27 protein-coding genes are annotated in these 26368 nt (G+C 53.7%); 13 read left to right on the top strand and 14 right to left on the bottom strand.

The window, feature by feature from the left end:
• Position 1 precedes the first annotated feature (1 nt).
• Both M0D42_RS07165 and M0D42_RS07160 read right to left on the bottom strand, forming a co-directional pair.
• Entirely contained in the window at positions 2-511 is a 510-nt protein-coding gene (locus tag M0D42_RS07165; RefSeq protein WP_265020905.1) for a gluconokinase, read from the bottom strand.
• A 79-nt stretch (positions 512-590) separates the two neighbouring features.
• Entirely contained in the window at positions 591-983 is a 393-nt protein-coding gene (locus M0D42_RS07160; RefSeq protein WP_265020904.1) for a GFA family protein, read from the bottom strand.
• Positions 984-1191: 208 nt separating this feature from the next.
• Between M0D42_RS07160 and M0D42_RS07155 the strand changes: the two genes are divergently transcribed.
• The 3 genes from M0D42_RS07155 (at position 1192) to M0D42_RS07145 (ending at position 2530) form a co-directional block, all read left to right on the top strand.
• Positions 1192-1641 carry a hypothetical protein gene (locus M0D42_RS07155; protein WP_265020903.1) on the top strand — a complete coding sequence of 150 codons (450 nt, stop codon included), beginning with the start codon at positions 1192-1194 and terminating at the stop codon, positions 1639-1641.
• Between the two features lie 66 nt (positions 1642-1707).
• The gene (locus tag M0D42_RS07150; protein ID WP_330221195.1) at positions 1708-1869 is read left to right on the top strand and encodes a helix-turn-helix transcriptional regulator; all 162 of its coding nucleotides are present in this window, start codon (positions 1708-1710) and stop codon (positions 1867-1869) included.
• A gap of 61 nt (positions 1870-1930) precedes the next feature.
• On the top strand, positions 1931-2530 hold the full coding sequence (locus M0D42_RS07145) for a class I SAM-dependent methyltransferase (RefSeq protein WP_265020901.1): 600 nt from the start codon (positions 1931-1933) through the stop codon (positions 2528-2530).
• Here M0D42_RS07145 and M0D42_RS07140 read toward each other — a convergent pair.
• The 5 genes from M0D42_RS07140 to bcp all read right to left on the bottom strand — a co-directional run bounded on the left by M0D42_RS07140 (position 2527) and on the right by bcp (position 6720).
• Positions 2527-3402, bottom strand: coding sequence for a DMT family transporter (locus tag M0D42_RS07140; protein WP_265020900.1), 876 nt, complete (start codon positions 3400-3402; stop codon positions 2527-2529). The genes M0D42_RS07145 and M0D42_RS07140 overlap by 4 nt on opposite strands.
• 81 nt (positions 3403-3483) lie before the next feature.
• Entirely contained in the window at positions 3484-3981 is a 498-nt protein-coding gene (locus M0D42_RS07135; protein WP_265020899.1) for a bactofilin family protein, read from the bottom strand.
• Positions 3971-5278: a M23 family metallopeptidase gene (locus M0D42_RS07130; RefSeq protein WP_265020898.1), complete on the bottom strand. Its 1308-nt coding sequence runs from the start codon at positions 5276-5278 to the stop codon at positions 3971-3973. The genes M0D42_RS07135 and M0D42_RS07130 overlap by 11 nt, the downstream gene beginning before the upstream one ends.
• A 153-nt stretch (positions 5279-5431) precedes the next feature.
• Complete coding sequence (locus tag M0D42_RS07125) at positions 5432-6238, bottom strand: ferritin-like domain-containing protein (protein ID WP_265021116.1); 807 nt, start codon at positions 6236-6238, stop codon at positions 5432-5434.
• Between the two features lie 20 nt (positions 6239-6258).
• Complete coding sequence (gene bcp, locus M0D42_RS07120) at positions 6259-6720, bottom strand: thioredoxin-dependent thiol peroxidase (protein WP_265020897.1); 462 nt, start codon at positions 6718-6720, stop codon at positions 6259-6261.
• Between the two features lie 85 nt (positions 6721-6805).
• On the opposite strand from bcp, the gene M0D42_RS07115 reads away from it, so the two are divergent.
• The 9 genes from M0D42_RS07115 (at position 6806) to uvrA (ending at position 19579) form a co-directional block, all read left to right on the top strand.
• Positions 6806-10126 (top strand): DUF3971 domain-containing protein, encoded by a 3321-nt coding sequence (locus tag M0D42_RS07115; RefSeq protein ID WP_265020896.1) that lies wholly within the window; start codon positions 6806-6808, stop codon positions 10124-10126.
• Positions 10127-10144: 18 nt separating this feature from the next.
• Positions 10145-11194, top strand: coding sequence for a tRNA preQ1(34) S-adenosylmethionine ribosyltransferase-isomerase QueA (gene queA, locus M0D42_RS07110; protein WP_265020895.1), 1050 nt, complete (start codon positions 10145-10147; stop codon positions 11192-11194).
• Between the two features lie 91 nt (positions 11195-11285).
• Positions 11286-12539 carry an MFS transporter gene (locus M0D42_RS07105; RefSeq protein WP_265020894.1) on the top strand — a complete coding sequence of 418 codons (1254 nt, stop codon included), beginning with the start codon at positions 11286-11288 and terminating at the stop codon, positions 12537-12539.
• Positions 12540-12635: 96 nt separating this feature from the next.
• Positions 12636-13208, top strand: coding sequence for a DUF924 family protein (locus M0D42_RS07100; RefSeq protein WP_265020893.1), 573 nt, complete (start codon positions 12636-12638; stop codon positions 13206-13208).
• Between the two features lie 146 nt (positions 13209-13354).
• Positions 13355-13813 (top strand): acetyltransferase, encoded by a 459-nt coding sequence (locus M0D42_RS07095; RefSeq protein WP_265020892.1) that lies wholly within the window; start codon positions 13355-13357, stop codon positions 13811-13813.
• A 102-nt stretch (positions 13814-13915) separates the two neighbouring features.
• Positions 13916-15310: a dihydrolipoyl dehydrogenase gene (lpdA, locus tag M0D42_RS07090; protein WP_265020891.1), complete on the top strand. Its 1395-nt coding sequence runs from the start codon at positions 13916-13918 to the stop codon at positions 15308-15310.
• A gap of 28 nt (positions 15311-15338) precedes the next feature.
• Positions 15339-15899 (top strand): class I SAM-dependent methyltransferase, encoded by a 561-nt coding sequence (locus M0D42_RS07085; protein ID WP_265020890.1) that lies wholly within the window; start codon positions 15339-15341, stop codon positions 15897-15899.
• A gap of 148 nt (positions 15900-16047) precedes the next feature.
• Positions 16048-16461 carry a DUF1801 domain-containing protein gene (locus M0D42_RS07080; protein ID WP_265020889.1) on the top strand — a complete coding sequence of 138 codons (414 nt, stop codon included), beginning with the start codon at positions 16048-16050 and terminating at the stop codon, positions 16459-16461.
• 259 nt (positions 16462-16720) lie between these two features.
• Positions 16721-19579 (top strand): excinuclease ABC subunit UvrA, encoded by a 2859-nt coding sequence (uvrA, locus tag M0D42_RS07075; protein WP_265020888.1) that lies wholly within the window; start codon positions 16721-16723, stop codon positions 19577-19579.
• A gap of 55 nt (positions 19580-19634) precedes the next feature.
• Here the strand turns inward: uvrA and M0D42_RS07070 are convergent, their stop codons facing one another.
• Positions 19635-20078 carry an excinuclease ABC subunit A gene (locus M0D42_RS07070; RefSeq protein WP_265020887.1) on the bottom strand — a complete coding sequence of 148 codons (444 nt, stop codon included), beginning with the start codon at positions 20076-20078 and terminating at the stop codon, positions 19635-19637.
• Positions 20079-20207: 129 nt separating this feature from the next.
• On the opposite strand from M0D42_RS07070, the gene M0D42_RS07065 reads away from it, so the two are divergent.
• On the top strand, positions 20208-20978 hold the full coding sequence (locus M0D42_RS07065; RefSeq protein WP_265020886.1) for a helix-turn-helix transcriptional regulator: 771 nt from the start codon (positions 20208-20210) through the stop codon (positions 20976-20978).
• Between the two features lie 130 nt (positions 20979-21108).
• On the opposite strand, the gene M0D42_RS07060 is transcribed toward M0D42_RS07065, so the two are convergent.
• The 6 genes from M0D42_RS07060 to M0D42_RS07035 all read right to left on the bottom strand — a co-directional run bounded on the left by M0D42_RS07060 (position 21109) and on the right by M0D42_RS07035 (position 26293).
• Positions 21109-21297 carry a YgaP family membrane protein gene (locus tag M0D42_RS07060; protein WP_265020885.1) on the bottom strand — a complete coding sequence of 63 codons (189 nt, stop codon included), beginning with the start codon at positions 21295-21297 and terminating at the stop codon, positions 21109-21111.
• 68 nt (positions 21298-21365) lie between these two features.
• Positions 21366-22238 carry a 3-hydroxyisobutyrate dehydrogenase gene (gene mmsB, locus M0D42_RS07055; protein WP_265020884.1) on the bottom strand — a complete coding sequence of 291 codons (873 nt, stop codon included), beginning with the start codon at positions 22236-22238 and terminating at the stop codon, positions 21366-21368.
• 3 nt (positions 22239-22241) lie between these two features.
• Positions 22242-23282: an enoyl-CoA hydratase/isomerase family protein gene (locus tag M0D42_RS07050; protein ID WP_265020883.1), complete on the bottom strand. Its 1041-nt coding sequence runs from the start codon at positions 23280-23282 to the stop codon at positions 22242-22244.
• A 22-nt stretch (positions 23283-23304) separates the two neighbouring features.
• Entirely contained in the window at positions 23305-24444 is a 1140-nt protein-coding gene (locus tag M0D42_RS07045; protein ID WP_265020882.1) for an acyl-CoA dehydrogenase family protein, read from the bottom strand.
• Positions 24445-24602: 158 nt separating this feature from the next.
• On the bottom strand, positions 24603-25736 hold the full coding sequence (locus M0D42_RS07040) for a carboxylate-amine ligase (RefSeq protein WP_265020881.1): 1134 nt from the start codon (positions 25734-25736) through the stop codon (positions 24603-24605).
• A gap of 113 nt (positions 25737-25849) precedes the next feature.
• Entirely contained in the window at positions 25850-26293 is a 444-nt protein-coding gene (locus M0D42_RS07035; RefSeq protein WP_265020880.1) for a hypothetical protein, read from the bottom strand.
• Between the last annotated feature and the right edge of the window lie 75 nt (positions 26294-26368).

Genomic DNA, 26368 nt, shown 5'->3' with positions numbered 1-26368 from the left:
GCTACGACGTTAAAGACACGATTACGCTGGATATGACTTCATTCGGCGTGCCTGAGACATCAACCTGTGTGTGCGCTTCATCCTTCGCAAGCTGCTCCAGTGTAGAGAGCTGTGACTCCAGCAGTGAAACCGGCATAAAATGATCTTCTCGCGCCCCCATTCGGGACGCGATTAGGTCTTTGTCTGCTGTCAAATACACAAAATGCGCATCGGGTAGGGTCGCTCTGATCAAGTCACGGTAGCTGCGTTTCAAAGCTGAGCAGGCAGCGACGACGGTCTGGTCATCTGCTTTTTGATGTTCGATGGCGATGGCCTCTGCCACGGCCTTTAGCCAAGGTGTGCGCATCTCATCCGTTAGGGGAATACCCTTGGACATGGCCTTTAAGTTGGCTGGGGGATGCAGATCATCGGCCTCGACAGATGTCCCATCAAAATGCGCGGCCAACCCACGCGCTACTGAGGTTTTTCCGACGCCGCTAACGCCCATAACTATGATGGTTTTGGGGTGCATATTCCGTCCCAATCCGTTGATATGTGTAACTGATAGCGCAAACATTGGCGGAGTAGAAGCGGGAGATCACCTCGTTGGTTTAAAGCCAGTAATCAGAAACGCAGCGATCCTCTGCCGGGGCTGGTTTGAAGCTGTCAAACCCATCAAATCGTAAAGTTGGGATCGCTTGTACTTGCGAAGGATCATCGGCCATTCGCAGGTTGGCTGCCATGCGTAGGCTGCCGTTTTCTTCTCGGAGGATGCCTTGATAGTAGGCCACACAGCCGCATTTCGGGCAGAAGTGGAATTCAATGTGGTCTCCGCGGACATAAGATTGGCTGTCTCCGCTTGTTTCTATGGTCTCTCCTTCAAGACCATAGATCCAAAGAGCGCCGTAGCGACGGCAGATTGTGCAGTTGCATGCAGTCGCTGAGTCAGGCTGTTTTTTGTAGATCCAGCGCAGTTGCCCGCAGTGACATGATCCTGTCAGCATGTGTCTCTCCAATCGATTTAAGGGTGAATCCGCATGGGATTAAATTCAAGATTTTTCGATGGTTTCACCAAAGTTCTTGGAAAAATCCTCCGCTAAGTTATTGAAATTTCTGAATATGTAAAAAATAATATACACGAGGTATTGTATATTGGACATTTAGTACGAAATACTAGACACAAGAACATAATCGACTGCCCACGGAGGCCATATGACCTTTCAAGATCGCAATACAGTTGTCTCGATTTTGGTGAATCTGATCACGATTGCCTATGTGGTCTCACGCCTTGTCGCGATGCAGGGTGCCGGAGAATTTGATGGACCAGACGCAGCCAATGTCTGGGCGAAAATGGTGATCTGGGTGATCCCTCTGTCGATTGCGGCCACCATTGTCGGCACAATCCTCTTTAATATTCTCTTCGCTATTTTGACTGGGCAGGCCAAGCCGAGCTTCATCGTTGACGAGCGCGATCGCATGTTTGAACGGCGCGGGATTTTTGCGGTGATGGCAGGGGCAGGGCTGGGCTTTATCTGTGGGATCATAGCCTTGGCGATGGATTACTCTGCGCTGGTTGGTTTGAATATCATGTATTTCGGCATGGCATTTGGGGCCCTTGGCTCTGATCTAGTGCGCTTTGGCAGCTATCGCCGGGGGTACTGATCGATGGGAAGGTCCAAACTCAAGATCACCAACAATATCAGAAGGTTGCGCTTTGATGCGGATGAGATGACGCAGAAGGATTTGGCTGAACGCGTCGGGGTCACGCGTCAGACCATCGTCGCCATCGAGAACGCGAAATATTCACCCACACTGGAGCTCGCGATCCTGATTTCGCGGGTCTTTGAAAAACCTCTGGAAGAGGTCTTTGACATCACCGACGCGCAATAGATGCCTGTCGTTTAAGAGGAATGCTGCCATGCTTTTAAGCCCTACTTTTTTCTGGAACAAAATGGCCCGCCGCTATGCCAAGAGCCCGGTCGCCAACCCCGATGCTTATCAGGTGAAACTCGACAAAACCGCAGAATACCTGCGCCCAACGGATCGGGTCTTGGAGTTCGGCTGCGGGACTGGGACCACAGCCTTGATCCATGCGCCGCGTGTTGCGCAGATTGAGGGGATCGATTTTTCCAAAGAAATGATCGCGATTGCGCGGGAAAAACTTTGGGACAACAACGCGCCAAATGCGAGTTTCGAAGTGGCGCGGTTTGAAGATTGGCCGGTGCCTGTGGCGGGGCAGGGTTATGACGCCATCCTAGGCATGTCGATCCTGCACTTGGTGGAGGATGCTGAATTTGTGCTTGAGAAAGCGCGCCGCTCGCTCAAACCCGGTGGTTTGCTGATCACGTCTACTGTTTGTCTCGGGGATCGTCTTGGGCTTGAGCGGCTTTTTGTACCGCCTCTCAGTGCCATCGGCATCTTACCGAAACTGCGGTGGTTCAAATCAGCTGAGCTACTGACCCTGATGCAGACCCATGGGTTTGAGATCGAACATAAGTGGGTGCCTGATGGCACGCCGACACTCTTTGCGATTGCGCGCCGGGTCGATTAACTCGACCGGCCTCGCCAAAGAAGAAAGAGACCCGCCAGAATAATGATGGCGCTTCCGATCAGCATGCGCGTGGTCAGGCTCTCTCCGAACCAGAGAACTCCAATCCCCAATCCGATCAGCAGGCGGGAATAGCGAAACGGGGCAACAGCAGAGATTTCACCGGTGCGCATGGCTTTCATAAGGGAGGAATACCCTAGCACGCCAAAGACCGCAGAAAGTGCAATCAGAGTGCCGTTTTCAAAGGTGACGGTGACAAAGGGCTCGCCGCTCCAATATCGGTAGATGATCCCGGCCACTATGATGGCGAGGAAACCGTAAAAACCGAGCACGCTGGTTGTGAGTGTCGCAGGTGCGGCGCGGCTAGCAAGGTCTCGGCCTGCGAAACCCAACATGCCGATGACGGCAAATGCCGAATGCCATGTAAAGCTTTGGCTGTCTGGATTTAGGACGATCAGGACGCCTGTCAGCCCCAGAGCGATGGCAAGCCAGCGGCGCCATCCGACTTTGTCTCCCAAAAAAAGCGCGGCTCCGGCGACAACCACAATTGGAGTCGCTTGCAGGATCACAGTTGCGGATGACAGCGGCGCCAAGGCAATTGCGAGGAAAAAGAAAAGACGCCCAGTGATTTCAAAGCCTGCGCGGATAATCATCGGTTTTGAGCGCACTTCAGCGACGAGCAACGATTGTTCATTTCTGCGCGCGAGGATCGAGAAGATCAGCGCACCAGTCGCACCTAAGAGGACGATGGCTTGTCCGATAGGCAAAGTGTCAGTGCTGGCTTTGAAGAAGCTGTCTTCTAGCGCAAATCCGAACATTGCTGCGACCATCCAGAGGCTGCCCACAAGGTTTGCATTGGTCGAGATAGCACGCATGGCAAAGCCTATATTCAGGAAGGTGTGCACAAAAAAGGCACCGCGAGGGTGCCTTTAAAAATGCGCAATGTAAAGAAGTGTTTAGGCTTCTTTTGCCGCTGCAGGGGCAGGGGCTTTGGACTTGCCCGCCAGAGGATCGTCTTGGCGTTGCACAGAGCCCTCGAAGTGCGCGCCGGATTCGATCGCGATGGTCTTGTGGATGATGTCGCCTTCTACACGCGCGGTAGACGTCAGGCGCACTTTCAGGCCACGGACACGACCGACGATGCGACCGTTGATGACAACGTCATCTGCAACAACTTCGCCTTTGATGGTTGCGCTTTCACCAATGGTCAGCAGGTGAGCACGGATGTCGCCTTCGACAGTGCCTTCAACCTGGATATCACCAGTGGTCTTCATGTTGCCCTGAATATGCAGGTCAGAGGACAGCACGGATGCTGGTGGCTTCGCCTTTGGCGCTGTTGGTTTCATGTCTGCTCCCTTTGGTGCTGCCGGGATGGAGGCAGCTTCTGGGGCGGCCGGTTTCGCGGAATCTGTTGGTTTCGCGCCGGGCTCGTTGATTTTGCTTTTAGAAAACATCTCGTGCAGCCTTGATAAAATTCATTGGGTTTACAGCCTTACCATTGATCCGCACTTCATAGTGAAGATGCGTACCGGTAGACCGTCCAGAATTGCCCATATCACCAATACGTTCGCCGCGCGAGACCCTTTGGCCGACATTTACGCGGATTTTTGCCAAATGGGCGTAGCGGGTTTCAATTCCATGGGCGTGTTTGATCTTGATGAGCCGCCCATAGCCTGACGACCAGCCCGCGTGGGTGACCACACCGTCCGCTGTTGTGTAGATCGGGGTGCCATGCGGGCCAGCGAAATCAGACCCATTGTGCATCCGACCCCAACGCATGCCAAAGCCACTGGTGAATCGCACAGCAGATTTTACGGGATTGGCAAAGGGCACAGTTTCTGCCGCGATCCGGTACATGTTCAGACGGTCCAGATCATTCAGCAGCCCATTGGCGCGGGCCGCGTTTGGATCAAGCACACCGCCAGAGGTCGAGATCGACAGCGGGGTTAGGGGGCCACCTTGGCCATTATACCCACGGCGCACCTCTTCCAGCAGAGATTTGGTGGAGAGACCTGCTTGGGAGAACATCTTTTCCAGCGGTTCCACCGAAACAGTCATGGCGTCTTCAAGCTGGGTGAAGATTTGCTCGTTCTTTTCTTCCAGAAGCTTCAATTCGAGCTTCATCTCTTCGGCGCGCGCAAGGGCTGCCTGTGCTTCAGCGAAGACGTCATCACGTTCTTTCGCTGTTTCAGCCAAAGCCAAGGCAAGCGCGTCCACGCCGGCGTTGTTCAAATCCTGAGCGCCAGGCGCTGCGCCGTTTTGACCCTCTGTCTGTGCGTCCGCCAAAGCAACGCGGGCTTCATCGCGTTGTTTCATGGTGCGGCGCAGGGTGGATTGGATCACTTCAATCCCGGTTTCCAGCTCGCGGCGGCGAGTTTCGGATTCGAGCAGCTGAGACTGCATTATTGAAATCTGTTCCAGCGCGGCGCTAAAGCGTTCTTGCGCGGCAACCGCCTCGGCAGAGCGCATATCGCGTTCACCGGAAATCTCATTCAGGCGCAGCTGGTAGGTTTCCTGATCCCGTTTGGCCTGTTCGCGGAAATTGCCAGATCCGATGCTATCCATCACCAAGATGGCCGTCGCGACAATGCTCCAGGCAATAACCAGCCCTGCGCCTGAAAAGGCAATGAGCTGCGTCGCCGGCCGCAGGCGGATAAACCGCGTGTCGGAATCGGATCGAAGAAAGAGTCTGCGCTCTGGGAATATACGCTCCAGAAACGCGTGAATATGGATTGCCAGACGTGTTCTCACATCCCGTCCCTTAGTAGTCCCTGTCGTGCGCTGATACTGTCCCCGGCAGCGCTCGCAATTCCTTAACGAGCCGCTAACTGGCTCGCAAGGAATTTGCTGCTCTATACAACTATGGGCAGATTTTTACGTAATGATCGGCAGTAAATCGCCAAATTATCGCTGTTTGACGGGGGTTTCCTCGGCCAGAGGCCAGTAGAAATCAGGCGGCAGACCCGCATCTGCGCGCTTCTCTTCGTTGAACGGCGGTTTCAAAGCACCGTGGAAGTATTTGCGAACAAGCGTGTGAAAGGCGTCTTTGGGGTCTAGCTCGTGCCGTCCGCAAAGGAAGTGGAACCACTTTGATCCATAGGCCACGTGGCCGACTTCTTCGGCGTAGATCACTTCAAGCGCTTCAACGACCTTATCCAATTTGGCCTTGCGGAAAATCTCGATCATGCCGGGGGTAACGTCGAGACCGCGGGCTTCCAGTACCATTGGTACTACAGCCAATCGGCCCATCAGATCCTCTGCTGTATCTTCTGCGGCCCGCCACATGCCTGCGTGGGCAGGCAGGTCTCCGTAGAAACTGTCGAGGTCTTCAAGACAGTTGCATACGAGATTGAAATGATTGCTTTCTTCATCCGCTGCCTTCACCCAGTCATCATAAAACCCAATAGGGAATTTGGTGTCGGTGAAGCGTGCGATGATGTCCCAATGAAGGTCCACCGCGTTGAGTTCGATATGAGCCACGGCATGCAGAAGCGCGATCTGACCGGGGCGAGATCCCGGACGGCGACGCGGTACATCCCTTGGTGAAAGCAGCTCAGGCTGTTCAGGGCGTGCCGGTCGCAGGGGAGGCTCTGCCTCTCCGATGACAACATCTTCGCCAGCCTCACGCGCCGCAAACCACTCTGCGGCGTATTTCCGAGACAGGGCGGTTTTCGCGCGCCCATCGGCGGTGGTGAGAACCTCCACCGCCATTTCTGCCAAAGGTTTCACGTTCAGAGTTCCTTTGTCGCGGCAAGAACTTCATCGACATGGCCTGGTACTTTCACTTTGTTCCAGACCTTGGCGATCTTGCCGTCTTTGTCGATCAGAACGGTTGTTCGCACGATACCCATGAAAGTTTTGCCATACATCTTCTTTTCAGCCCAAACGCCATAGTCTTCGCAGGCGGTGCCGTTTTCGTCAGACAGAAGGGGAACCGTCAGCCCTTGTTTGTCACGAAATTTCGCGTGGCTCGCGAGGCTGTCTTTTGAAATGCCAAAGACATTGACACCCAAAGCGTCAAAGTCACTTTTGGCGTGACTGAAGTCGATGGATTCAATCGTACACCCCTTTGTGTTGTCGCGCGGGTAAAAAAACAGCACGACAGGGTTTGGTTTTTGCTCAGAAAGGGTTACGAGGTTTCCGTCCGTTTCAGGCAGTGTGAATTCGGGCGCAATATCGCCGATGTCCAGCATGTCATCTCCTTGGGGAATTTTCTAATAGGCTATATGCTAGGGCGCAGAACACGACAAGCAAACCGAACGGGCCGTTGCGGTATATATGAGTGAACTCGAACCCTCCGAAGACGTGACACCAGAAAAGAAGCCTCGTCGCATTCGACGCTGGGCCATTGGGTTGCTATTGGCAAAGGTCTTTTTGGTGGTTGTACTGGCCGGTGCCATCACCGCGGGGCTGCTTTACAGCTATGGTCGTACAGTGCAGGCGCCAACCTGGCTGCGGGATATGGCGATCGAGCAGTTTTCCAAATCGGTGCCGGGCGCAACTGTGACCTTTGACAATGTCACAGTGGAAATCGAGAAAGACTGGCATCCGCGTATTCTGCTGGAACGTCTGGTGATTTCTCCGAATGATGGTGGCCCTGCCATTGAGTTTTCCGAAGCAGAAACCTCTTTGTCATATCGCCGACTGCTCAAGCGCCAGATTGCGCCATTAGACATCCGCCTGTCTGGCGTTTTCCTGAATGCACGACGTGAAGACAGCGGGCAAGTCGGAGTGTCTTTTGGTGCGGATGAGGCCTCTGGAGGCGAAAACACGGCGCTATCCGATTTGGTGCAACGGATCGATGATTGGCTAACCCTGCCTCAGTTTGAGCGTCTGGATGCTGTGGATGTGGATGCCGTCACAATTCAGTTTGACGATCTGCGTGCGCAACGTTCCTGGACAGTTGACGGTGGCCAAATGCAGATGCGTCGCGATGGCGATCAGCTGCGAATGGCGTCAAATTTTGCATTGCTTGGTGGGCGTGACTACGTCAGCACGCTGTTGTTTAACTACGAGAGTCAGATCGGAGAAACTGCAGCAAGTTTTGGGGTCACGATTGGCGATGTCGTCTCTGAAGACATCGCGACTCAATCACCAGCATTAGCCTGGCTTGATATCCTGCGCGCTCCGATTTCAGGATCGATGCGCGTTTTCATTGATGAAGAGGGTAATATTGGCCCATTCAGCGCTTCGCTGCAGATTGCAGAAGGGGTTATTCAACCCAGAGACAGCGTGGATGGTATCCCGTTTCAATCTGCACGCAGTTATCTGACATATCTGCCTGATACCAATACCATCCAATTCAATGAGCTCTTCGTGGAAAGTCCATGGGTGACGGCTCGTGCGGAGGGTAAAGCGCATCTTGAAGATTTCGAAACGGGTTTGCCAAATGCGCTGATTGCGCAGATCAAGCTGACCGAACTCAGTGGTAATCCAGCCGGTCTCTTTGGCGATCGTGTGTCGCTGGATCATGCTCAAGCCGATTTGCGACTGCAGTTAGAGCCATTTGAACTCCGCATTGGTGAGATGTTGCTGCAGGATCAGGGGCAATCACTTCTTTTGGATGCGCAGCTCAATGCCTCTGATGATGACTGGATCGTCGCGCTGAATGCCCATATGGACGCGATCTCGGCGTCAGAGGTTGTGAATTGGTGGCCCGAAAACGCGATCCCGAAAACGCGTAAATGGGTGGCGGAAAATATCCTGTCCGGCGCGCTAAGCGACGTGAATTTTGCAGCGCGCTCTCAGCCAGGACATAAGCCGGACATCTACCTGGATTTCCACTTTGACAATGCCGAAGTGCGCTATTCCAAAAAAATGCCCAATGTGACCCAAGGCAAGGGGCAGGTCGTCATGATTGACAACCGCTTTACCGTCTTAGCACATGAGGGCGTTGTGGCACCGGGGCAAGGTGGCCTGATTGACGTATCCGGTACTTCGTTTGTGATCCCTGATCTACGCATCAAACCAGCGCCGTCTGAAGTGAATTTGAAAACCGATGCCACGGTAACGGCAACGCTTGCGCTGCTTGATCATGAGCCTTTGTCTTTCCTTTCCAAAGCGGAGCTTCCCGTCGATCTCGCAGAAGGTATGGCGCGCGTTGATGGCGTTCTGAGGCTGCCATTGGCTGAAAAGCTGAAGGCCGAAGATGTTAAATTTGATCTTTCTGCCCAACTGCTGGATGTGCGCACCGGACATTTTGTGAAAGACAAGATTATTGCCTCGCCGAAACTGATCGCGAGAGCTGACAATGAGACGCTGACGCTGCAGGGGCCGGGCCGGATCGGTCAGGTGCCGTTCAATGCGGTTTTCAGCACGGGGTTAACTCCGGGGAATGGCGGGCGCAGCTCGGTGACAGGCACTCTGGAATTGAGCGAACGCTTTATCGATGAATTCAATATCGGCCTCACGCGCGACATGGTGTCGGGCAACGGCAAAGGGGATTTTGCTCTGACCTTTGTGAAAGGGGAGCCTGGGCAGTTTCGTGTGAGCAGCGATACCGTTGGGCTTCGCATGGGCATTGCCGCACTTGGCTGGTCAAAGGCAGCACAACGATCGGCATCGCTTTTGGTTGAGGGTGTGCTGACGACGCCTCTTGCCGTTACCAAACTTTCTTTGGACGCGCCGGGGCTAGAGGCAGAGGGGGCAATCTCGTTGAAACCTGAAGGCGGTTTGCGTCAGGTTAGCCTCAGCAGCGTTAAGGTTGGCAATTGGCTCAACGGCAGTGCAAATCTGATTGGACGCGGGTCATCTACGCCCAATGTTCAGCTGGTCTCTGGCACATTGGATATGCGCAATGCGCCGGATCAAAACGCCTCAGGTGGGAACCGTGGCGCTGGTACTTCGATCTCGGGCAATCTGGATCGCGTGACCATTTCCGACGGCATTACGCTGACCAATCTTCAGGGCGACTTCAGTACGACTGGCGGCTTCAATGGCGAATTCACCTCTCGCGTAAATGGTGGCGCGGCCATCCGTGGGGTCATCGTGCCCAGCAACGGCCGCTCAGCCGTGCGTATCAGATCCGCTGATGCAGGCGGGGCGATGCGGTCAACGGGTGTATTCAAGCAGGGCGTTGGTGGTGATCTGGAGGTCACGCTGACACCGATTGGGGGTGAGGGGCAGTACCAAGGGCGTCTCAAGGCATCATCGCTGCGGGTGAAAGATGCGCCAGCCATGGCTGAACTTTTAAATGCGATCAGCGTGATTGGTCTGTTGGATCAGCTGGGCGGTGAGGGCATTCTCTTTACCGATGTGAATGCGGAATTCACGCTGAACCCAAGTTACGTTCAGCTAACACAAGGTAGCGCAGCTGGACCATCCATGGGGATTTCGATGGATGGAAGATATAACCTCAACTCAGAGCAGCTGGATATGCAGGGCGTGATCTCTCCGATCTATGTGCTGAACGCGATCGGGCGGCCTATTTCCAAACGTGGAGAGGGGCTCTTTGGCTTTAACTACAGCTTGCGCGGTTCCTCGGAAAATCCATCTGTTTCCGTGAACCCGCTTTCGGTCTTGACGCCCGGCTTCCTTCGAGAGATTTTCCGGCGCCCGACGCGAGTCCCTGAGACCGACGGCGCGACGAATTCTCAATAACCCGCTGGACCGGATGTAATGCAGCTTTCTGACTTTGATTTTGACCTGCCAGATCACTTGATTGCGACCCGGCCAGCAAAGCCACGCACTTCTGCGAAGCTGCTGGTCGCGACATCCAGTGAGATCACGGATGCGCGGGTGCATGACATTACGCGGTTCTTTCGCCCTGGCGATCGTCTTGTTCTCAATGACACCAAGGTCATCCCGGCACGGCTAACCGGTTATCGCCATCGTGATAGCGCACAAGGCCCTGTAAAAGCCAAGATTGAAGTCACGCTGCTGGAGCCGAAAGGCGAAGGGCAATGGGGTGCTTTGATTAAGCCTCTGAAGAAGATTCAGGAAGGTGAGGTCATTCATTTTTCAGGTGATTTCTCCGCCATTCTGGAAAGCAAAGAAGATGGTCAGGCGATCCTGCGCTTTGATGCTGATGGCGATGCGTTCGAAGCTGCACTTCAAGCCTCTGGCGCGATGCCTTTGCCTCCTTATATCGCAGCAAAACGCACGGCGGATGAACAGGACAAAACAGACTATCAGACTGTTTTTGCGCGTCATTCTGGCGCCGTGGCAGCGCCGACAGCATCTTTGCATTTTGACGAAGATCTGCTGCAAAAACTCAGCGACATGGGCGTGGAGTTCAGCCATGTAACTCTGCATGTGGGCGCAGGTACGTTCTTGCCGGTGAAGGTCGATGACGTCACAACCCATAAAATGCACGCCGAATGGGGGCGGGTCAGCGAGGCTGCTGCGGCTGAGATCGCTGAGACCAAGTCCAAAGGCGGCCGGGTCATTCCGGTGGGCACAACTGCGCTGCGTTTGATCGAAAGTGCGGCTCGTGATGGAGTAATCCAACCCTGGGAAGGGGAGACGGATATCTTCATTTATCCGGGGTTTGAATTTCAGGTCACTGATGCGCTGATGACAAACTTCCACCTGCCGAAGTCCACTTTGATGATGCTGGTTTCAGCTTTGATGGGACAGGGACGGGTGCGTGAGATCTACGCGCATGCGATCGAAAACAACTACCGGTTTTTCTCCTACGGCGATTCATCGCTTTTGCTGCCAAAATAGCGCCAATTTTTGAGACGTAGGATTTTCATGCTTGGCGGAATCAATAATCCGCTGCAGTAGTGATTCATAGTTTTGTTCTGGAGAGACGTTAATGGGCCAATTCCTGTCCGGTGCCTGGGCTTTGTTGCTTGGGATTTTGCTGCTGATGCTGGGCAACGGCATGCACGGCACCCTGCTGGGGATCCGGGGCGAGATCGAGGGGTTTTCAACCACCGAGATGTCCTATGTGATGTCGGCCTATTTCGTAGGCTTTCTGGGCGGTTCCAAACTGACTCCAGAGATGATCCGCCGCGTTGGACACGTGCGGGTCTTTGCGGCTCTGGCCTCATTTATTTCGGCCTGTCTGATCCTCTTCCCGGTGGTCTCTGACCCGTGGGCCTGGGTGGTGATCAGGATCATAATTGGCTTCTGTTTCTCTGGCGTTTACGTCACCGCCGAGGGTTGGCTGAACAATGCGGCAAGCAATGAAACGCGCGGGCAGGCATTGTCGTTTTACATGATTGTTCAGATGCTCGGCGTAATTGCTGCGCAGGGTATCCTGCTGCTTGGTGATCCATCTGGCTTCGTACTCTTTGTGATCCCCTCCGTTCTAATCTCAATTTCATTTGCGCCAATTCTTCTGTCGATCACCCCGACACCTGCCTTTGAGCAATCCAAGAACATGAGCTTCATTGATCTCTGGCGCGTCTCTCCTTTGGGGTTTGTCGGCATCTTCCTGCTGGGTGGGATGTTCGCTGCGCAATTCGGCATGGCAGCTGTTTTTGGCACTGAAATCGGCCTGAACGTTACGCAGATTGCGATGTTTGTTGCAGCGATCTATGTCGGTGCGACCGCCACACAATTCCCGATTGGTTGGCTGTCAGATCGCATGGATCGGCGCGTTTTGATCATGTTGGTTGCCGTTGTTGCGGTATTTGGTGGTTTGGCCGGGGCAATTTATCTGGAATCCTTTGAATTCCTGCTGGTCGCAGCCTTTGTTCTGGGAGGCACAGCCAACCCGCTTTATTCGCTGCTTTTGGCCCACACGAATGATTTCGTCTCACTGGAAGAAATGGCTGGCACCTCTGGTAGTCTTTTGTTCATCAATGGGCTCGGCGCCATCGTCGGCCCGATTGCAATCGGTTGGCTGATGGGAGTTTTCGGACCGGTTGCCTATTTTGGATATATGTCCGGCTTGATGGCGATTCTCGCTTTATATGCCTTCTACCGAATGGCTCGACGTCCAGCGCCATCTGTCGACGATACGTCAAGTTATACGCCGATAGCGCCAACATCATCTCCGGTCGCATTTGAAGTGGCCCAAATTGTCGCCGAGGAAGCTCAAGAAAGCGACAATGAGAGGTAAATGTCGGTTTTGAAGCAAAAAATGACTTTTATGTCCTGTAATTTCATGCGTAACGTTTTTGTAACACTATGATGTCTCTGAAGAGGAGTAAGGGCTATGGCAGGGCCTGAAGAGATACTCAATTTTTGGCTTGATGAGGTGGAGCCAAAAGATTGGTACGTAGCATCTGATGCGTTGGACGAAACCATTCGGACAAGGTTTCTGAGCACTTGGGAAAGCGCGATGAAGGGTGGCCTAGGACAGTGGCTGACATACCCAAGCGGCTCCCTCGCATATATCATTCTGATGGATCAGTTTTCTCGCAATATGTTCCGCGGAGATGGGCAGTCATTTGCCTCTGATCGACGCGCCTTAGCGGCTGCGAAAACCGCGATCACCAAGAAATGGGATCTCAAAATTGATCAGCCGGCGCGCATGTTCTTCTATATGCCGCTGATGCACTCAGAAAACCTCTGTGATCAGGACCGTTGTGTTCGTTTGATAAAAGAGCGACTGGACGACGCCGAAGGCAATCTCTTGCACGCACGCGCGCATCGCGAAGTGATCCGCATGTTTGGCCGCTTCCCACATCGCAACTCTGATCTGGATCGCCGCTCCACACAGGCAGAAAAAGAGTATCTGAACAAAGGTGGCTACGGCGAAACTGTGCGTCAGCTTGAGGCCGCATAAACCAGCAGCTCTTCGTTTTAGAAAACCCGTGCCCATGGCGCGGGTTTTTTGTTGCTTTATCTCAAACGTGAGCTCAGATTCTTAGCCCAACATTTTGAGATGGAAGGCATCCTATCATCGATCAATCACCATATCAGTTTCGCTCTGTGACCCCAGATGACTTTGGCCTCATTGACAGCTGGCGCCAGCGTCCGCATGTGCGCAAATGGTGGGGGGATGACGAAAAACTCGATGAAGAAGAACTTGCACATCCCTTGGTGAGGCGCTGGCTGGTCTGTCAGGATAACAAACCCTTCGCCTATATTCAGGATTACGCGGTGCAGGGCTGGGATTTTGATCACTACTTCGCCCACCTTCCAAAGGGTGCGCGCGGCATTGATCAGTACATTGGTGAACCCGACAAGATTGGCCTTGGACACGGCAGTGCTTTGATCACCCAACATGTGCAAACGCTGTTCAAAGAAGGCGTTCCCGTGGTTGCAACCGATCCTGACCCGAAAAATACGGTTGCGATCGCTGTTTATCAGAAAGTTGGCTTTCAGATATTTGGCGACGTGATCGCGTCAGATTGGGGCCCAGTGCTTCCCATGAAAATCGAAGCCTGAGGTTTCAAACCCATGCTTGAAGCGTGCGCCCAGGAAAAAACCTCGTTGCACTTCGCGTGAGGCTTCGTAAGGTTCATGAAAAGCTTTAACTGGGAGAGCATCATGGCCGCAAAATCCTTTGATATGATTGTGATTGGAGCAGGGCCGGGCGGCTATGTGGCGGCGATCCGTGGGGCGCAGCTGGGGCTGAAGGTTGCGATCATTGAACGGGAACACATGGGGGGGATCTGCCTGAACTGGGGCTGTATCCCAACAAAGGCGCTGCTGCGTTCCTCTGAAGTCTTCCATCTGATGAACCACGCTAAAGACTACGGATTGAGCGCGGACAATATCTCTTATGACCTTGATGCGGTGGTGAAACGTTCTCGCGGGGTGGCCAAGCAGCTGAACTCTGGCATCGGCCATCTGATGAAAAAGAACAAGGTCACGACCTTCATGGGCGAGGCGACCATTCCTGCAAAAGGCAAGGTCTCTGTCAAAACCGACAAAGGCACCGAAGAGCTGACCTCTAAACATATCGTTGTGGCAACCGGAGCGCGGGCGCGGGAGCTGCCGGGGTTGGAGGCGGATGGTGATCTGGTCTGGACCTACAAACACGCGCTGCAACCGCCACGCATGCCGAAGAAGCTTTTGGTGATTGGCTCTGGTGCGATCGGTATCGAATTTGCGAGCTTCTACAACACGCTTGGCGCTGACACGACCGTTGTCGAAGTCATGGATCGCATCCTGCCAGTGGAAGATGCCGAGATTTCAGGCTTTGCGAAGAAGGCCTTCCAGAAACAGGGCATGACGATCATGGAGAAAGCCATGGTCAAACAACTGGATCGCGCAAAAGGCAAGGTGACGGCGCATATCGAAGTGGGTGGCAAGGTCACCAAACATGATTTTGACAGCGTGATTTCCGCAGTCGGTATTGTGGGCAATGTCGAAGGTCTGGGTCTTGAGGCGCTTGGCGTGAAGATCGACCGCACGCATGTTGTGACGGATGAATACTGTCGCACGGGCGTGGACGGGCTCTATGCCATCGGCGACGTCGCAGGCGCGCCATGGCTGGCCCATAAAGCCTCCCATGAGGGAGTTATGATCGCTGAACTCATCGCTGGCGGAAAACCCCACGCGGTGAAGCCAGAAAGCATTGCAGGCTGTACCTATTGCCATCCGCAGGTCGCCTCTGTGGGTCTGACAGAGGCCAAAGCCAAAGAAGCTGGCTATGACATCAAAGTGGGTCGCTTCCCATTCATTGGCAACGGCAAGGCCATCGCTTTGGGCGAACCAGAGGGTATGGTGAAAACTGTCTTTGACGCCAAAACCGGCGAATTACTGGGCGCGCATATGATCGGTGCTGAGGTGACTGAGATGATCCAGGGCTACGTCGTCGGGCGTCAGCTGGAGACAACGGAAGAAGATTTGATGGAAACAGTCTTCCCGCACCCAACGCTTTCTGAAATGATGCACGAAAGCGTGCTCGATGCCTACGATCGGGCGCTGCATATTTAACCAGAAGCCCTTTTAAGGACGAGAGCAGATGCCCAGCCTGAACCGGATCATTATGAACCGCCGTAGCCGTCGCATGATGGAGGAGATCGGCGTTCAAGACATGGATGTCGCAGAGATTTCCGGCCAATGGGGCATGAACCTCAAGACCAAGTCCTATGTGCAATACAAATTCCCGGCGCATGATATCTGCAAAGGGCCTGTACGCTATCTGGATGGTGAGGTGCTGAAATACGACCTCATCCTCGCCAATCAGGTCTGGGAGCATCTGGATCGCCCCTATGCCGCCACCAAACACGTGATGGAAATGCTGCGTCCCGGTGGGTATTTCTGGCTCGCTGTGCCGTTTCATATCCCATATCACGCCGCGCCGCAGGATTGCTCTCGCTGGTCCGCGCGTGGCTTGGCGAACCTATTGGTCGAAGCAGGTTTCGCCGAAGATCAGGTGCGTTCCGCCCAGTGGGGTAACCGCGAGGCCGCCATGCGTAATCTGGAGGCGGAATGGCCGCCAGAATATGACAATGAAAAGGATAATCTGGAAAACGACCGGAATTTCCCAATTGTGGCTTGGGCCTTGGGGCGGAAGGCGTGAGCATTTCCTTTGTAACTTCAAGGTAATGTAATACCGCGACAAGCGTGTTATCGTAGTTCTCGGTCGAGTGCCTGCTTTGAGCCCGACTTGAGGAATGCACCTGGAACCGAGAGTCGGTTTTCAAACTTGCTCATGGTACGCTCATCTTATGACCAACAAGAAAAAGCCCACACATTCCTCCTGCACGAACCCTTATGTCCCAAAGGGTGATGGCAACGAAGTCGTACAGACGTATATATCGGCGATGCTCGGTTGGAAAAGCGCGCTTGGTAAGGAAATCGACGCAACCGTCGTAAGGGCCTTCCCTGAGGTACGCAAACAGGTTCGTTGGAACACGCCATTCTATGGCAAAGAGGATGGTTGGTTTCTAGCGATGTACTGCTACAAAAACTACGTCCAGATCACTTTTTTGACCGGGACATCGCTTGATCCAGCACCGCCGAAAGCATCCAAGGTAGAGGGCACACGGTATCTGGATATTCGCGAGGATGAGGCCCTCGATAAAGAGCAACTTATGCGCTGGGTTCACCAAGCCCTGAAGCTTCCGGGCCAACAACTTTAAAACCATCATTCCAGTCGATAAGGCTCACGTCAGGTTTGTCCGCGTAGCTTAAGTCAATCGATCTCCCCTCAAACTGCTGTCAAAATCTGACAGCTAAGCACCCAAATTCTAGCATACCTATATTTCTTACTTGAGATTCCATTTAGTTCAGGGAACGACTCTATAGAATTCAATAAGGTGTTCATATTTTGTTCACTATTTGCTATTGGAGACTCAGGCCCATCGACCTATTTGTGAAGGGCTGCATTTGGGGGCCCGTATGGCTGAGCTAAAAAACATCGAGGTGCGCGGCGCGCGCGAGCATAATTTGAAGTCCATCGACGTGGATATTCCGCGCGATCAGCTGGTGGTGATCACAGGGCTCTCTGGCTCCGGGAAGTCGTCTTTGGCCTTTGATACGATCTACGCCGAAGGCCAGCGCCGCTATGTGGAAAGCCTCAGCGCATATGCCCGCCAATTCCTTGACATGATGGAGAAACCTGACGTCGATCACATTGCGGGTCTCAGCCCTGCGATCTCGATTGAGCAGAAAACAACCTCCAAAAATCCACGCTCGACTGTCGGCACGGTCACAGAGATTTATGACTACATGCGCCTGTTGTTTGCGCGGGTCGGGACACCGTATTCCCCAGCAACTGGTCTGCCCATCGAAGCCCAGCAAGTGCAGGACATGGTTGACCGTGTGATGACGCTGGAGGAGGGCACGCGCGGCTATTTGCTGGCCCCAATCGTGCGGGATCGCAAAGGCGAATACAGAAAAGAATTCCTGGAACTGCGCAAACAGGGCTTTCAGCGGGTGAAAGTGGATGGCGAGTTCTATGAGCTCGATACGCCGCCGACATTGGACAAGAAATACCGCCACGACATCGATGTGGTGGTGGACCGGATTGTGATCCGGGAAGGGCTGGAAACCCGACTGGCGGACAGCCTGCGCACAGCGCTTGATCTGGCCGATGGCATTGCCGTGCTGGAAACCGCACCGAAAGAAGGCGACCCGGAACGTATCACCTTTTCTGAAAACTTCGCGTGCCCTGTATCTGGGTTTACCATTCCTGAAATCGAGCCACGTCTCTTCTCATTCAACGCGCCATTCGGGGCTTGCCCGGAATGTGACGGTCTGGGTAAGGAGTTGTTTTTCGACGAAAAACTCGTGGTGCCTGATGCGACTTTGAAAATTTATGACGGTGCATTGGCGCCTTGGCGGAAGGGGAAATCTCCATATTTCCTGCAGACTATTGAGGCAATTGCGAAGCACTACGAGTTTGACAAGAACACCTCTTGGAAGGACTTGCCGAAACACGTGCAGCAGGTCTTTCTCTATGGTTCTGGTGAAGAGGAAATCCCATTCCGCTATGATGAAGGTGGCCGTGTCTACGAAGTCACGCGGGTCTTTGAAGGTGTCATTCCAAATATGGAGCGGCGCTATCGTGAGACGGATTCCAACTGGATCCGAGAGGAATTTGAACGCTATCAGAACAACCGTCCATGCGGGGCCTGCAGCGGCTATCGTCTGAGGGAAGAGGCGCTGGCGGTTAAGATTGCGGGTATGCATGTCGGTCAAGTCGTGGAAATGTCGATCCGCGAAGCTGCGGATTGGATGGCTTCGGTGCACGAAAGCCTGACACCTCAGAAACAAGAGATTGCGCGAGCGATCATTAAAGAGATTTCAGAGCGGCTTGGATTCCTAAATAACGTTGGTTTGGAATACCTTACGTTGTCACGTTCAAGTGGCACCCTGTCTGGCGGGGAAAGCCAACGCATCCGTCTGGCCAGCCAGATCGGTTCTGGCCTGACCGGCGTTCTTTATGTGCTTGATGAGCCATCGATTGGTCTGCACCAGCGCGACAATGACCGTCTGCTGGGCACGCTGAAGAACCTGCGCGATCAGGGCAATACGGTTATCGTGGTTGAACACGATGAAGAGGCGATCCGCGAGGCGGATTACGTTTTTGACATTGGGCCAGGGGCTGGTGTGCATGGTGGTCAGGTCGTGTCAAAAGGAACGCCTGCCGAGATCACGGCAGATGCGGGCTCGATAACGGGGCAGTACCTCTCTGGCACGCGAGAAATCAGCGTTCCGCTGGAGCGCCGCGAAGGCAACGGCAAGAAACTGACCGTTGTGAAGGCGACAGGGAACAACCTGAAAAATGTGACCGTTGATTTCCCGCTGGGCAAATTTGTCTGCGTAACCGGTGTTTCAGGTGGCGGTAAATCTACGCTGACCATTGAAACCCTGTTCAAAACCGCTTCCATGCGCCTCAATGGTGCGCGACAGACCCCTGCACCTTGTGAGACCATCAAAGGACTGGAGCATCTGGATAAGGTCATCGATATCGACCAACGTCCGATTGGGCGCACACCAAGGTCGAACCCAGCGACTTATACCGGTGCCTTCACTCCGATCCGTGATTGGTTTGCCGGGCTGCCAGAGGCCAAAACACGTGGCTATAAGCCGGGGCGTTTCTCGTTCAACGTCAAAGGCGGGCGCTGTGAAGCCTGTCAGGGTGATGGTGTCATCAAGATTGAGATGCACTTCCTGCCGGATGTCTATGTGCAGTGTGAAACCTGTAACGGTGCGCGCTACAACCGCGAGACTTTGGAGATCAAGTTCAAGGGTAAGAGCATCGCTGACGTGTTGGATATGACCGTTGAGGACGCGAAGGAGTTCTTCAAGGCCGTGCCGTCGATCCGCGATAAGATGGAGGCTCTGAGCCGTGTGGGGCTTGACTATATTAAGGTTGGCCAGCAGGCGACGACGCTCTCAGGTGGTGAGGCGCAACGGGTGAAGCTTTCCAAGGAACTGGCGAAACGCTCGACGGGCCGCACGCTTTATATCCTGGATGAACCAACCACTGGTTTGCACTTTGAAGATGTGCGTAAGCTATTGGAAGTGCTGCATGAATTGGTGGAGCAAGGCAATACCGTGATTGTAATTGAACACAATCTGGATGTGGTGAAAACCGCAGATCACATCATCGATATTGGCCCGGAAGGCGGTGACGGTGGTGGTGAAGTTGTCGCTGAAGGCACGCCGGAAGAGGTGGCGCAGTCTCCGCGCAGCCATACTGGGCGCTACTTGAAAGAGATGCTGAACGCGACACGGGTGGCAGCGGAGTAGGGGCTCTGCCCCGCCGCCTGCGGCGACTCCCCGGAGTATTTATGCAAAGGTGAATTTATGCAGCGCGCGCGCTCTGCGCGGGTTTGTGAACGAGTATAACGGGGAGGAGGAACAGGCCGAGGAAGAATGTGTTCATCACGACGTTGAACCATGCGCCTGCGATCAGGGACCCGATGCCATCTGGGATATACCAGGCCAGAACTGCTGGGATCATGATTTTAGCCCCAAGGTTGGGGTTCTTGGAAAAGACATGCGTCGTAATTTGCCAAACGAAGCCCGCGAAGCCCAGCATCAGCCCTGCAAAGATGGCTAGAAAGAGCCGCTCGGTCGGTGTTTCAATGGTCTGTTCACCGTCCATTGGCAGATGTGCGATGTCTGCAAAGAAGTTGTTGAACGCCGCAAAAGGCGGAAGAAAAAGCCCAAAAATCAATGCGATCGCGTAGAGTGTGGTGCCTATACAGGCAGACCTGAGAACGCGGATGGAAGTCTCTAATGTCATGTGATGTTCCTCTGCTCACACTTGGAATGCGCGCAGGTTTCTCGAAATCACATCAGCAAAACAATTACCTGCAAGGTAAGTGGTTTTGGAACTCCAATGCACTAGAGTGGTGGAAATCGTGGAGGCGATATGCAGGAAGTATTTGGTGAAATACTGAAAGAATGGCGACAGATCCGCCGGATGAGTCAGCTTGAGCTTGCACTGTCAGCTGGTGTCTCTGCGCGACACATTTCCTTTCTGGAGACAGGGCGCTCTCGGCCCAGTCGAGGGATGATCCTGAGGCTTAGCGAAGAGTTGGATATGCCGAGGGGCGCGCGGAACCAGCTGCTGATTTCCGCAGGTTTGGCGGCAGTCTATGATAGTCGCTCTCTGAATGAAGCTGATATGGCACCGCTCAAACAGGCTGTGGACTGGACGTTAAGCCAGCACGCACCATACCCGGCGATTGCAGTGGACAGGCACTGGCAACTCGAAGCCCTCAATCGGCCTGCTGAGATGCTGTTTTCTGGGGTTGGGCTAAAGGCTGGGGACAGTCTATTGACTGCATTTCTGGGGGATCATGGACTTCGCAGTGCATTGATCAATCTTGAGGAGGTCGAGCGCTTGATGTTGTCGCGTCTGCGCACGGAACTCGCACATTTCGGTCGTGACCCCGTGCTTGAAGCGGCGATTGCACAACTTCAGGCAAACGTGCAATCCGAAGAGGTTGCACCAACGGGGATATCGACAATCATTCCTGCGATCTATCAGGTTGGCGATACCTGCCTGTCGTTCTTTTCAACCATTGCGCAGTTCGGAGGCATCGAGGATGTTGCTATGTCAGAGTTACGGATTGAACTCTTCTTCCCAGCTGATGAAGACACCCGACGCGCAATTTTTGCAATGGTAGAGCAGGGTTAGAGGTTCTATCTCCTCTTTGAGGAGCATCACGCCGCGGACCCGAAAATGTGTCAGCGGCTGATGTGCTCAGTTTTCAGGTCGCGATTTCTGCCGGAATGCTTTGCTTCTGAAAAAGCCCTGTGCGCGCGGGTCAGCTCTTTTTGCAGGTGTTGATACCGAAGAGAGAATAGAGCGGGCAACTGCTGATCAATCCGGTGATCAGAGGCACCACACCAATCCACATCCAAAGATGGCCTTCGCGCACCGCCCCCAAGATCAGTATTGCACCGAGAATTAGGCGGAACGCACGGTCTATCATGCCAATGTTTTTTGCAAGCATCATCAAGTCCTTTCTAGAGTTGGTGATGCTTGCTTATTTCACATTCCCTGTTCGGAATATGATATGGATCAACCGCGACCGCGTTTTTCAAAACGCAGCAGCATGGCCGAAAAATCCATTCCCAGACCGTCTTCATTTTCAACGAATTGCTCATAGAGCTTGCTGGCCATTTCCCCCATGGGGGTATCGGCATCTGCAGATTCTGCGGCCTGCTGCGACAATCGTAGGTCTTTCAACATCAGCTCTGCAGCAAAGCCCGGTTGGTAACCATTGTCCGATGGGCTTTGTGGCCCGACGCCTGGGGCAGGGCAATAGGCGTTCATGGTCCAGCTGTAGCCCGATGAGGTGCTGACCACGTCAAACATCTTCTGACGGTCGAGCCCTAATTTGTCCGCCAAAGCAAAGGCTTCGCAGGTGGCAATCATCGTGACGCCGAGGATCATATTGTTGCAGATTTTGGCAGACTGACCAGCGCCGGCCTCTCCGCAATGCACGGCTTTCTGACCCATGATGTCAAAGAGCGGCTCTGCCTTGGCGAATGCCGCCGAACTGCCGCCTGCCATAAACGTCAAAGTGCCGCCTGCGGCCCCGCCGACACCTCCAGAGACCGGAGCATCGACAGAGAGAAGCCCCGCGGCTTCAGCCTGCTGCGCAACCGCCTTTGCGCTGTCCACATCTACAGTCGAGCAATCCACAAGTGCTGCGTCTTTGGACATTACCGGGATGATTTCATTGGCGACAGAGCGCAGGATTTTCCCGTTTGGCAGCATGGTGATAACGACATCTGCGCCGGCGGCCGCCTCTGCACCGGTGTCCGCCATAGTCACGCCCTCGATGCTGACATCTGCCATGTCAAAGCCGGTGACGTCATGGCCTGCTTTGGCGAGATTGGCCGCCATTGGGCCGCCCATATTGCCTAATCCGATAAACCCGATCTTCATGGCTTACTCTCCCTTCTCAAAAGTCAGTTGTGCATCGCCAAGCGGCATCAACATCTCGGTGACCTTCAGCGAGGGAAGGTCGTCCAGAGTGTAAGCCCACTGCGGATTGCGGTCTTTGTCGATGATGGCCGCGCGGATACCTTCAATGAAATCAGCATGCTCTACGGCACGATAGGTAAAGCGATATTCCTGCTGCAGGGCTGGGCGGATGCTGTCAAAGGCGCGATTGCGTTGGATCAGAACCACAGTGCAGGCCATGGAGAGCGGAGAGTTCCGCGACATGGATTTCAGGGTTTGCGCGGCAAACTCGCTGTCATCATGTTGCAGCGAGGTGAGGATATCGCTGAGGCGAGTACCAGCAAAATGGGCGTCGATCTGTGTCTGATTGGCGACAAGTCTGCTCTCTGCAGGCGTTTGAGCTGCCGCATCAATCAGGGCATAATCTCCGCTTTCTTCCAGATGGGCGATGAGTTTTGGCCAGTCGGCCTCCGGAATATAGTAATCCGCGAAACCGGCGTGGATTGCATCTGCAGCGTCCATGCGACCAGCGGTCAGACCGAGATAAACACCTGTCTGTCCCGGCGCATTGGCAAGGATGTAGCTGCCGCCCACATCCGGCACCAAGCCGATTCCGCATTCAGGCATCGATATCTGGCTGCTGTCCCCAACAACGCGATGTGACGCATGGCCACCAACGCCAACGCCGCCCCCCATGGTGAAGCCCTGCATGAAGGCAGCAACAGGTTTGGGGAATTCAAACATCTTGGCATTCATGCGGTATTCATCGGCCCAGAATTTCTGGCCATATGCGAAATCAGCTTTGACGCCAGCTTCATATAGGTCGCCAATGTCGCCACCTGCACAGAAGGCGCGATCACCTTCCGCGTCGATGACAATCATTTTCACGTCGTCATCGTCTGCCCAGGCATCCAGCGCGTCTTCGACGGCGAGGCACATCTGATAGCTCAGCGCATTTAACGCCTTAGGTCGGGTGAACGTGATACGGCCGGTTTTTCCAACCTTGCGAATATTGATATCGCTCATTTTAGAGTGCCTTCTGAGTGGCTTAAGAAGCGATGAGCTGACGCGCCACGATCAGGCGCATGATCTCGTTGGTGCCTTCCAAAATCTGGTGCACGCGTAGATCGCGGACGATTTTTTCGACACCGTAGTCTGCAAGGTAACCGTAGCCACCATGTAGTTGAAGACAGCCATTGGCGACTTCAAAGGCCACATCGGTGACCATCAGCTTGGCCATGGCGCAGAACTTGGTGGCCTCAAAATCTTTGTTATCCAGTTTCCAGGCCGCCTGACGCAGGAAGATACGCGCTGCTTGTAACTTAGTTTCATATTCTGCGAGGCGGAATTGCAGGGCTTGGAATTGATCAATCGAACGGCCAAAGGCCTTGCGTTCGGACATATATTGCACTGTCTGATCAAGGGCTTGCTGAGCACCGCCCAGGGCGCCGGCAGAAATGTTCAGGCGCCCGCCATCAAGGCCGGCCATGGCGTAGGAGAAACCGCGACCTTCGTCACCAACGAGGTTCTCAAGCGGCACTTTGCAATCGTCAAATTGCACCTGCGAGGTGGGCTGCGCTTTCCACCCCATCTTGTGTTCCAGCGCGCCAAAAGAAAGCCCATCGGTGCCATCATCAACAATCACGGTGGAGATGCCTTTAGGGCCATCCTCTCCAGACCGGCACATAACAACATAGGCGTCTGAATAAGAGCCTCCGGAAATGAATGCCTTGGTGCCATTGAGCACATAGCCGTCGTTGGTTTTCTCCGCGCGGGTTTTCAAGGCTGCTGCGTCTGATCCGCTGCCCGGTTCCGTCAGGCAGTATGAGTAGACCTTCTCCATCGAGCAGAGGCCCGGAAGAACGCGTTGCTTCAGCTCTTCAGAGCCAAATTTATCGATCATGCCGCCGCACATGTTGTGGATTGACAGGAAAGACCCCACCGCAGGGCAGGCCATGGCGAGCGCTTCAAAGACCAGAGTTGCGTCTAGGCGTGAAAGGCCAGACCCGCCAAATTCTTCAGAGACATAGAGCCCACCAAAACCCAGTTCTGCCAGTTTTGGCCAAAGGTCTTTTGGCATGGTGCCGTCGCGCTCCCATTGCTGAGCAAATGGCGCGATATGCTCTTCACCAAAGCTCTTGGCCATGTCGAAAATCAGCGTTTGTTCTTCGGTCAGAGCGAAGTCCATGAGGCGTCTCCCAGAAAGTCTACCAGTCGTAAATGAACAGTTGTTCTTATAATAACTTTCTTTCGAGAATGTGTCAGGACTTAAATAGGTTAGCGACGTTGCGTCCTTTTCTGAACGCGACGATTTTGGCGTGAAAATGGGCCGGTTTGGCTCATTAATCAGAGGTCGGCGTGAAACTCTTCCGTCAGGAATTTCACTACATCGCGCATAGCCTCTTCCTGGTCTTTCCCCGCATCCAGCGATGCCTGTAAAACCTTGCGTTGATCTTGGGCTGCGTTTCCGTTTTCAGCGATCTTGATCGCGTTTTCAATTTCAGCCTTGCTTTCAAACAGCTCTGAATCTTCTGCGACCAATTCTTGCAACTCGCGGATAAGATCCGCCAAAGGGGTAATTTCGCGGCGGCCAAAGTCGATCAATCCTTCTGTTGTGCCATAGCGTTGCGCGCGCCAACGGTTTTCTTTGATCAGGAAACTGTCATAGAGGCGCCAGCGCTGGTTTTGGGTCTGCAGACGATAAAGCATGCGCGCCAATGCCTGATTGAGGGCCGCGAGCGAAAGCGTTGTTTCCAACCTGGGGGAGACATCGCAAATGCGTGTTTCAAGCGTGGGGAATTTGCTTGAGGGTCGAAGATCCCACCAGATTTTCGAGCTGTCTTCGATCACACCCAACATGCGCAGGGCTTCAACAGACCGTTCCCATTGCCCCCAACTGTCCATCACTTGCGGCAGTCCAGTGCGTGGCAGGTTGTCAAATACCGTCAATCGATAGCAAGAAAGCCCGGTGTCATCGCCTTGCCAGAATGGGGAAGACCCGGAAAGGGCCAGTAGGTGCGGCAGGAAATAACTTAGCTGGTTCATGATATCGATGCGCATTTCGCGGCTTTCGATGCCAACATGTACGTGCATGCCGCAAATCAACATCCGACGCGCCACGCCCCCCAGCGTGTTGGACAGTTGATTGTAACGGTCTTTGTCTGTGTGGCGTTGCCGACGCCAATCACTGAACGGGTGGCAAGAACTGGCGATCGGAGCAAGGTTATGCTTGGCTGCAACGCGTGCGACGGTGCTGCGCAGGCGTTTCAAGTCCTCGCGCGCGTCACCAACCGTCTGGCAAACCGTGGTTCCGATTTCAATCTGACAATCAAGAAATTCCGGGCTGACCTGGCCTTGCAACTCTGCTTGGCATTCTTCCATCAATGCTGCTGGGGCAGGGGCCAAATCAAAGGAATCTTTGTCGACCAACAGGTATTCTTCTTCAACACCTATGGTGAAATCAGGGGCTTTAACGGGCATAAATCCTCCACTGTCCGCGTCTTATTGATCTTATTTTTGACCAGTAAGTCAGGGATGGCAGGGAGGTGCAAGCAAGTAGGTCCGATTTGTTCCTAAATTGCGGAGTGCAAATTTTAGGCCGAACAGCGTGAACCCTGCTCCAGAGCCTTACTGCGCAGATCTTGCAAGCTCTGGTTTAGTGCTGGCAAATACTCAGCCAAACTTTCGCTTTCTCGGAAGATTTGAACGTCAATATGATCGGTCATGCCTGACAACGACTGCATGATACGTGTCATGCCAAAGGCCAGGTCATCTGGTGCATAGAGGATCAAAAGCAGCTTCTGATTCCTCGGTTGGTAATGACGCACCAGTTTTCCATGGATCGTATTGATGTCATCAAATGTCATATCGGTGCCTGTGATGTCCGATAGATCTACCAATGCATTGAGCTGACCGTCTTCTGAGGACGCGATTTTGGTTTCAATATCCCATCCAATCACATCTTCAGGGGCAATGTGCCCGTAACATCGCGCGAACAGTAGGTTGGCTTCGGGGATTGCACAGGTTGAAGTTGGCATAAGGATTGTCTCAATACACGCAGTCGTTGTTCCGAATTCAGTATGCTATTCAGAGGCTTAATATATTCTAACCAC

This window comes from Cognatishimia activa (genome assembly GCF_026016445.1).
GTDB classification, from domain to species: domain Bacteria; phylum Pseudomonadota; class Alphaproteobacteria; order Rhodobacterales; family Rhodobacteraceae; genus Cognatishimia; species Cognatishimia activa_B.
Note: the sequence above shows the minus strand (reverse complement) of the source record. Positions and strands in the feature narration are given on the sequence as shown.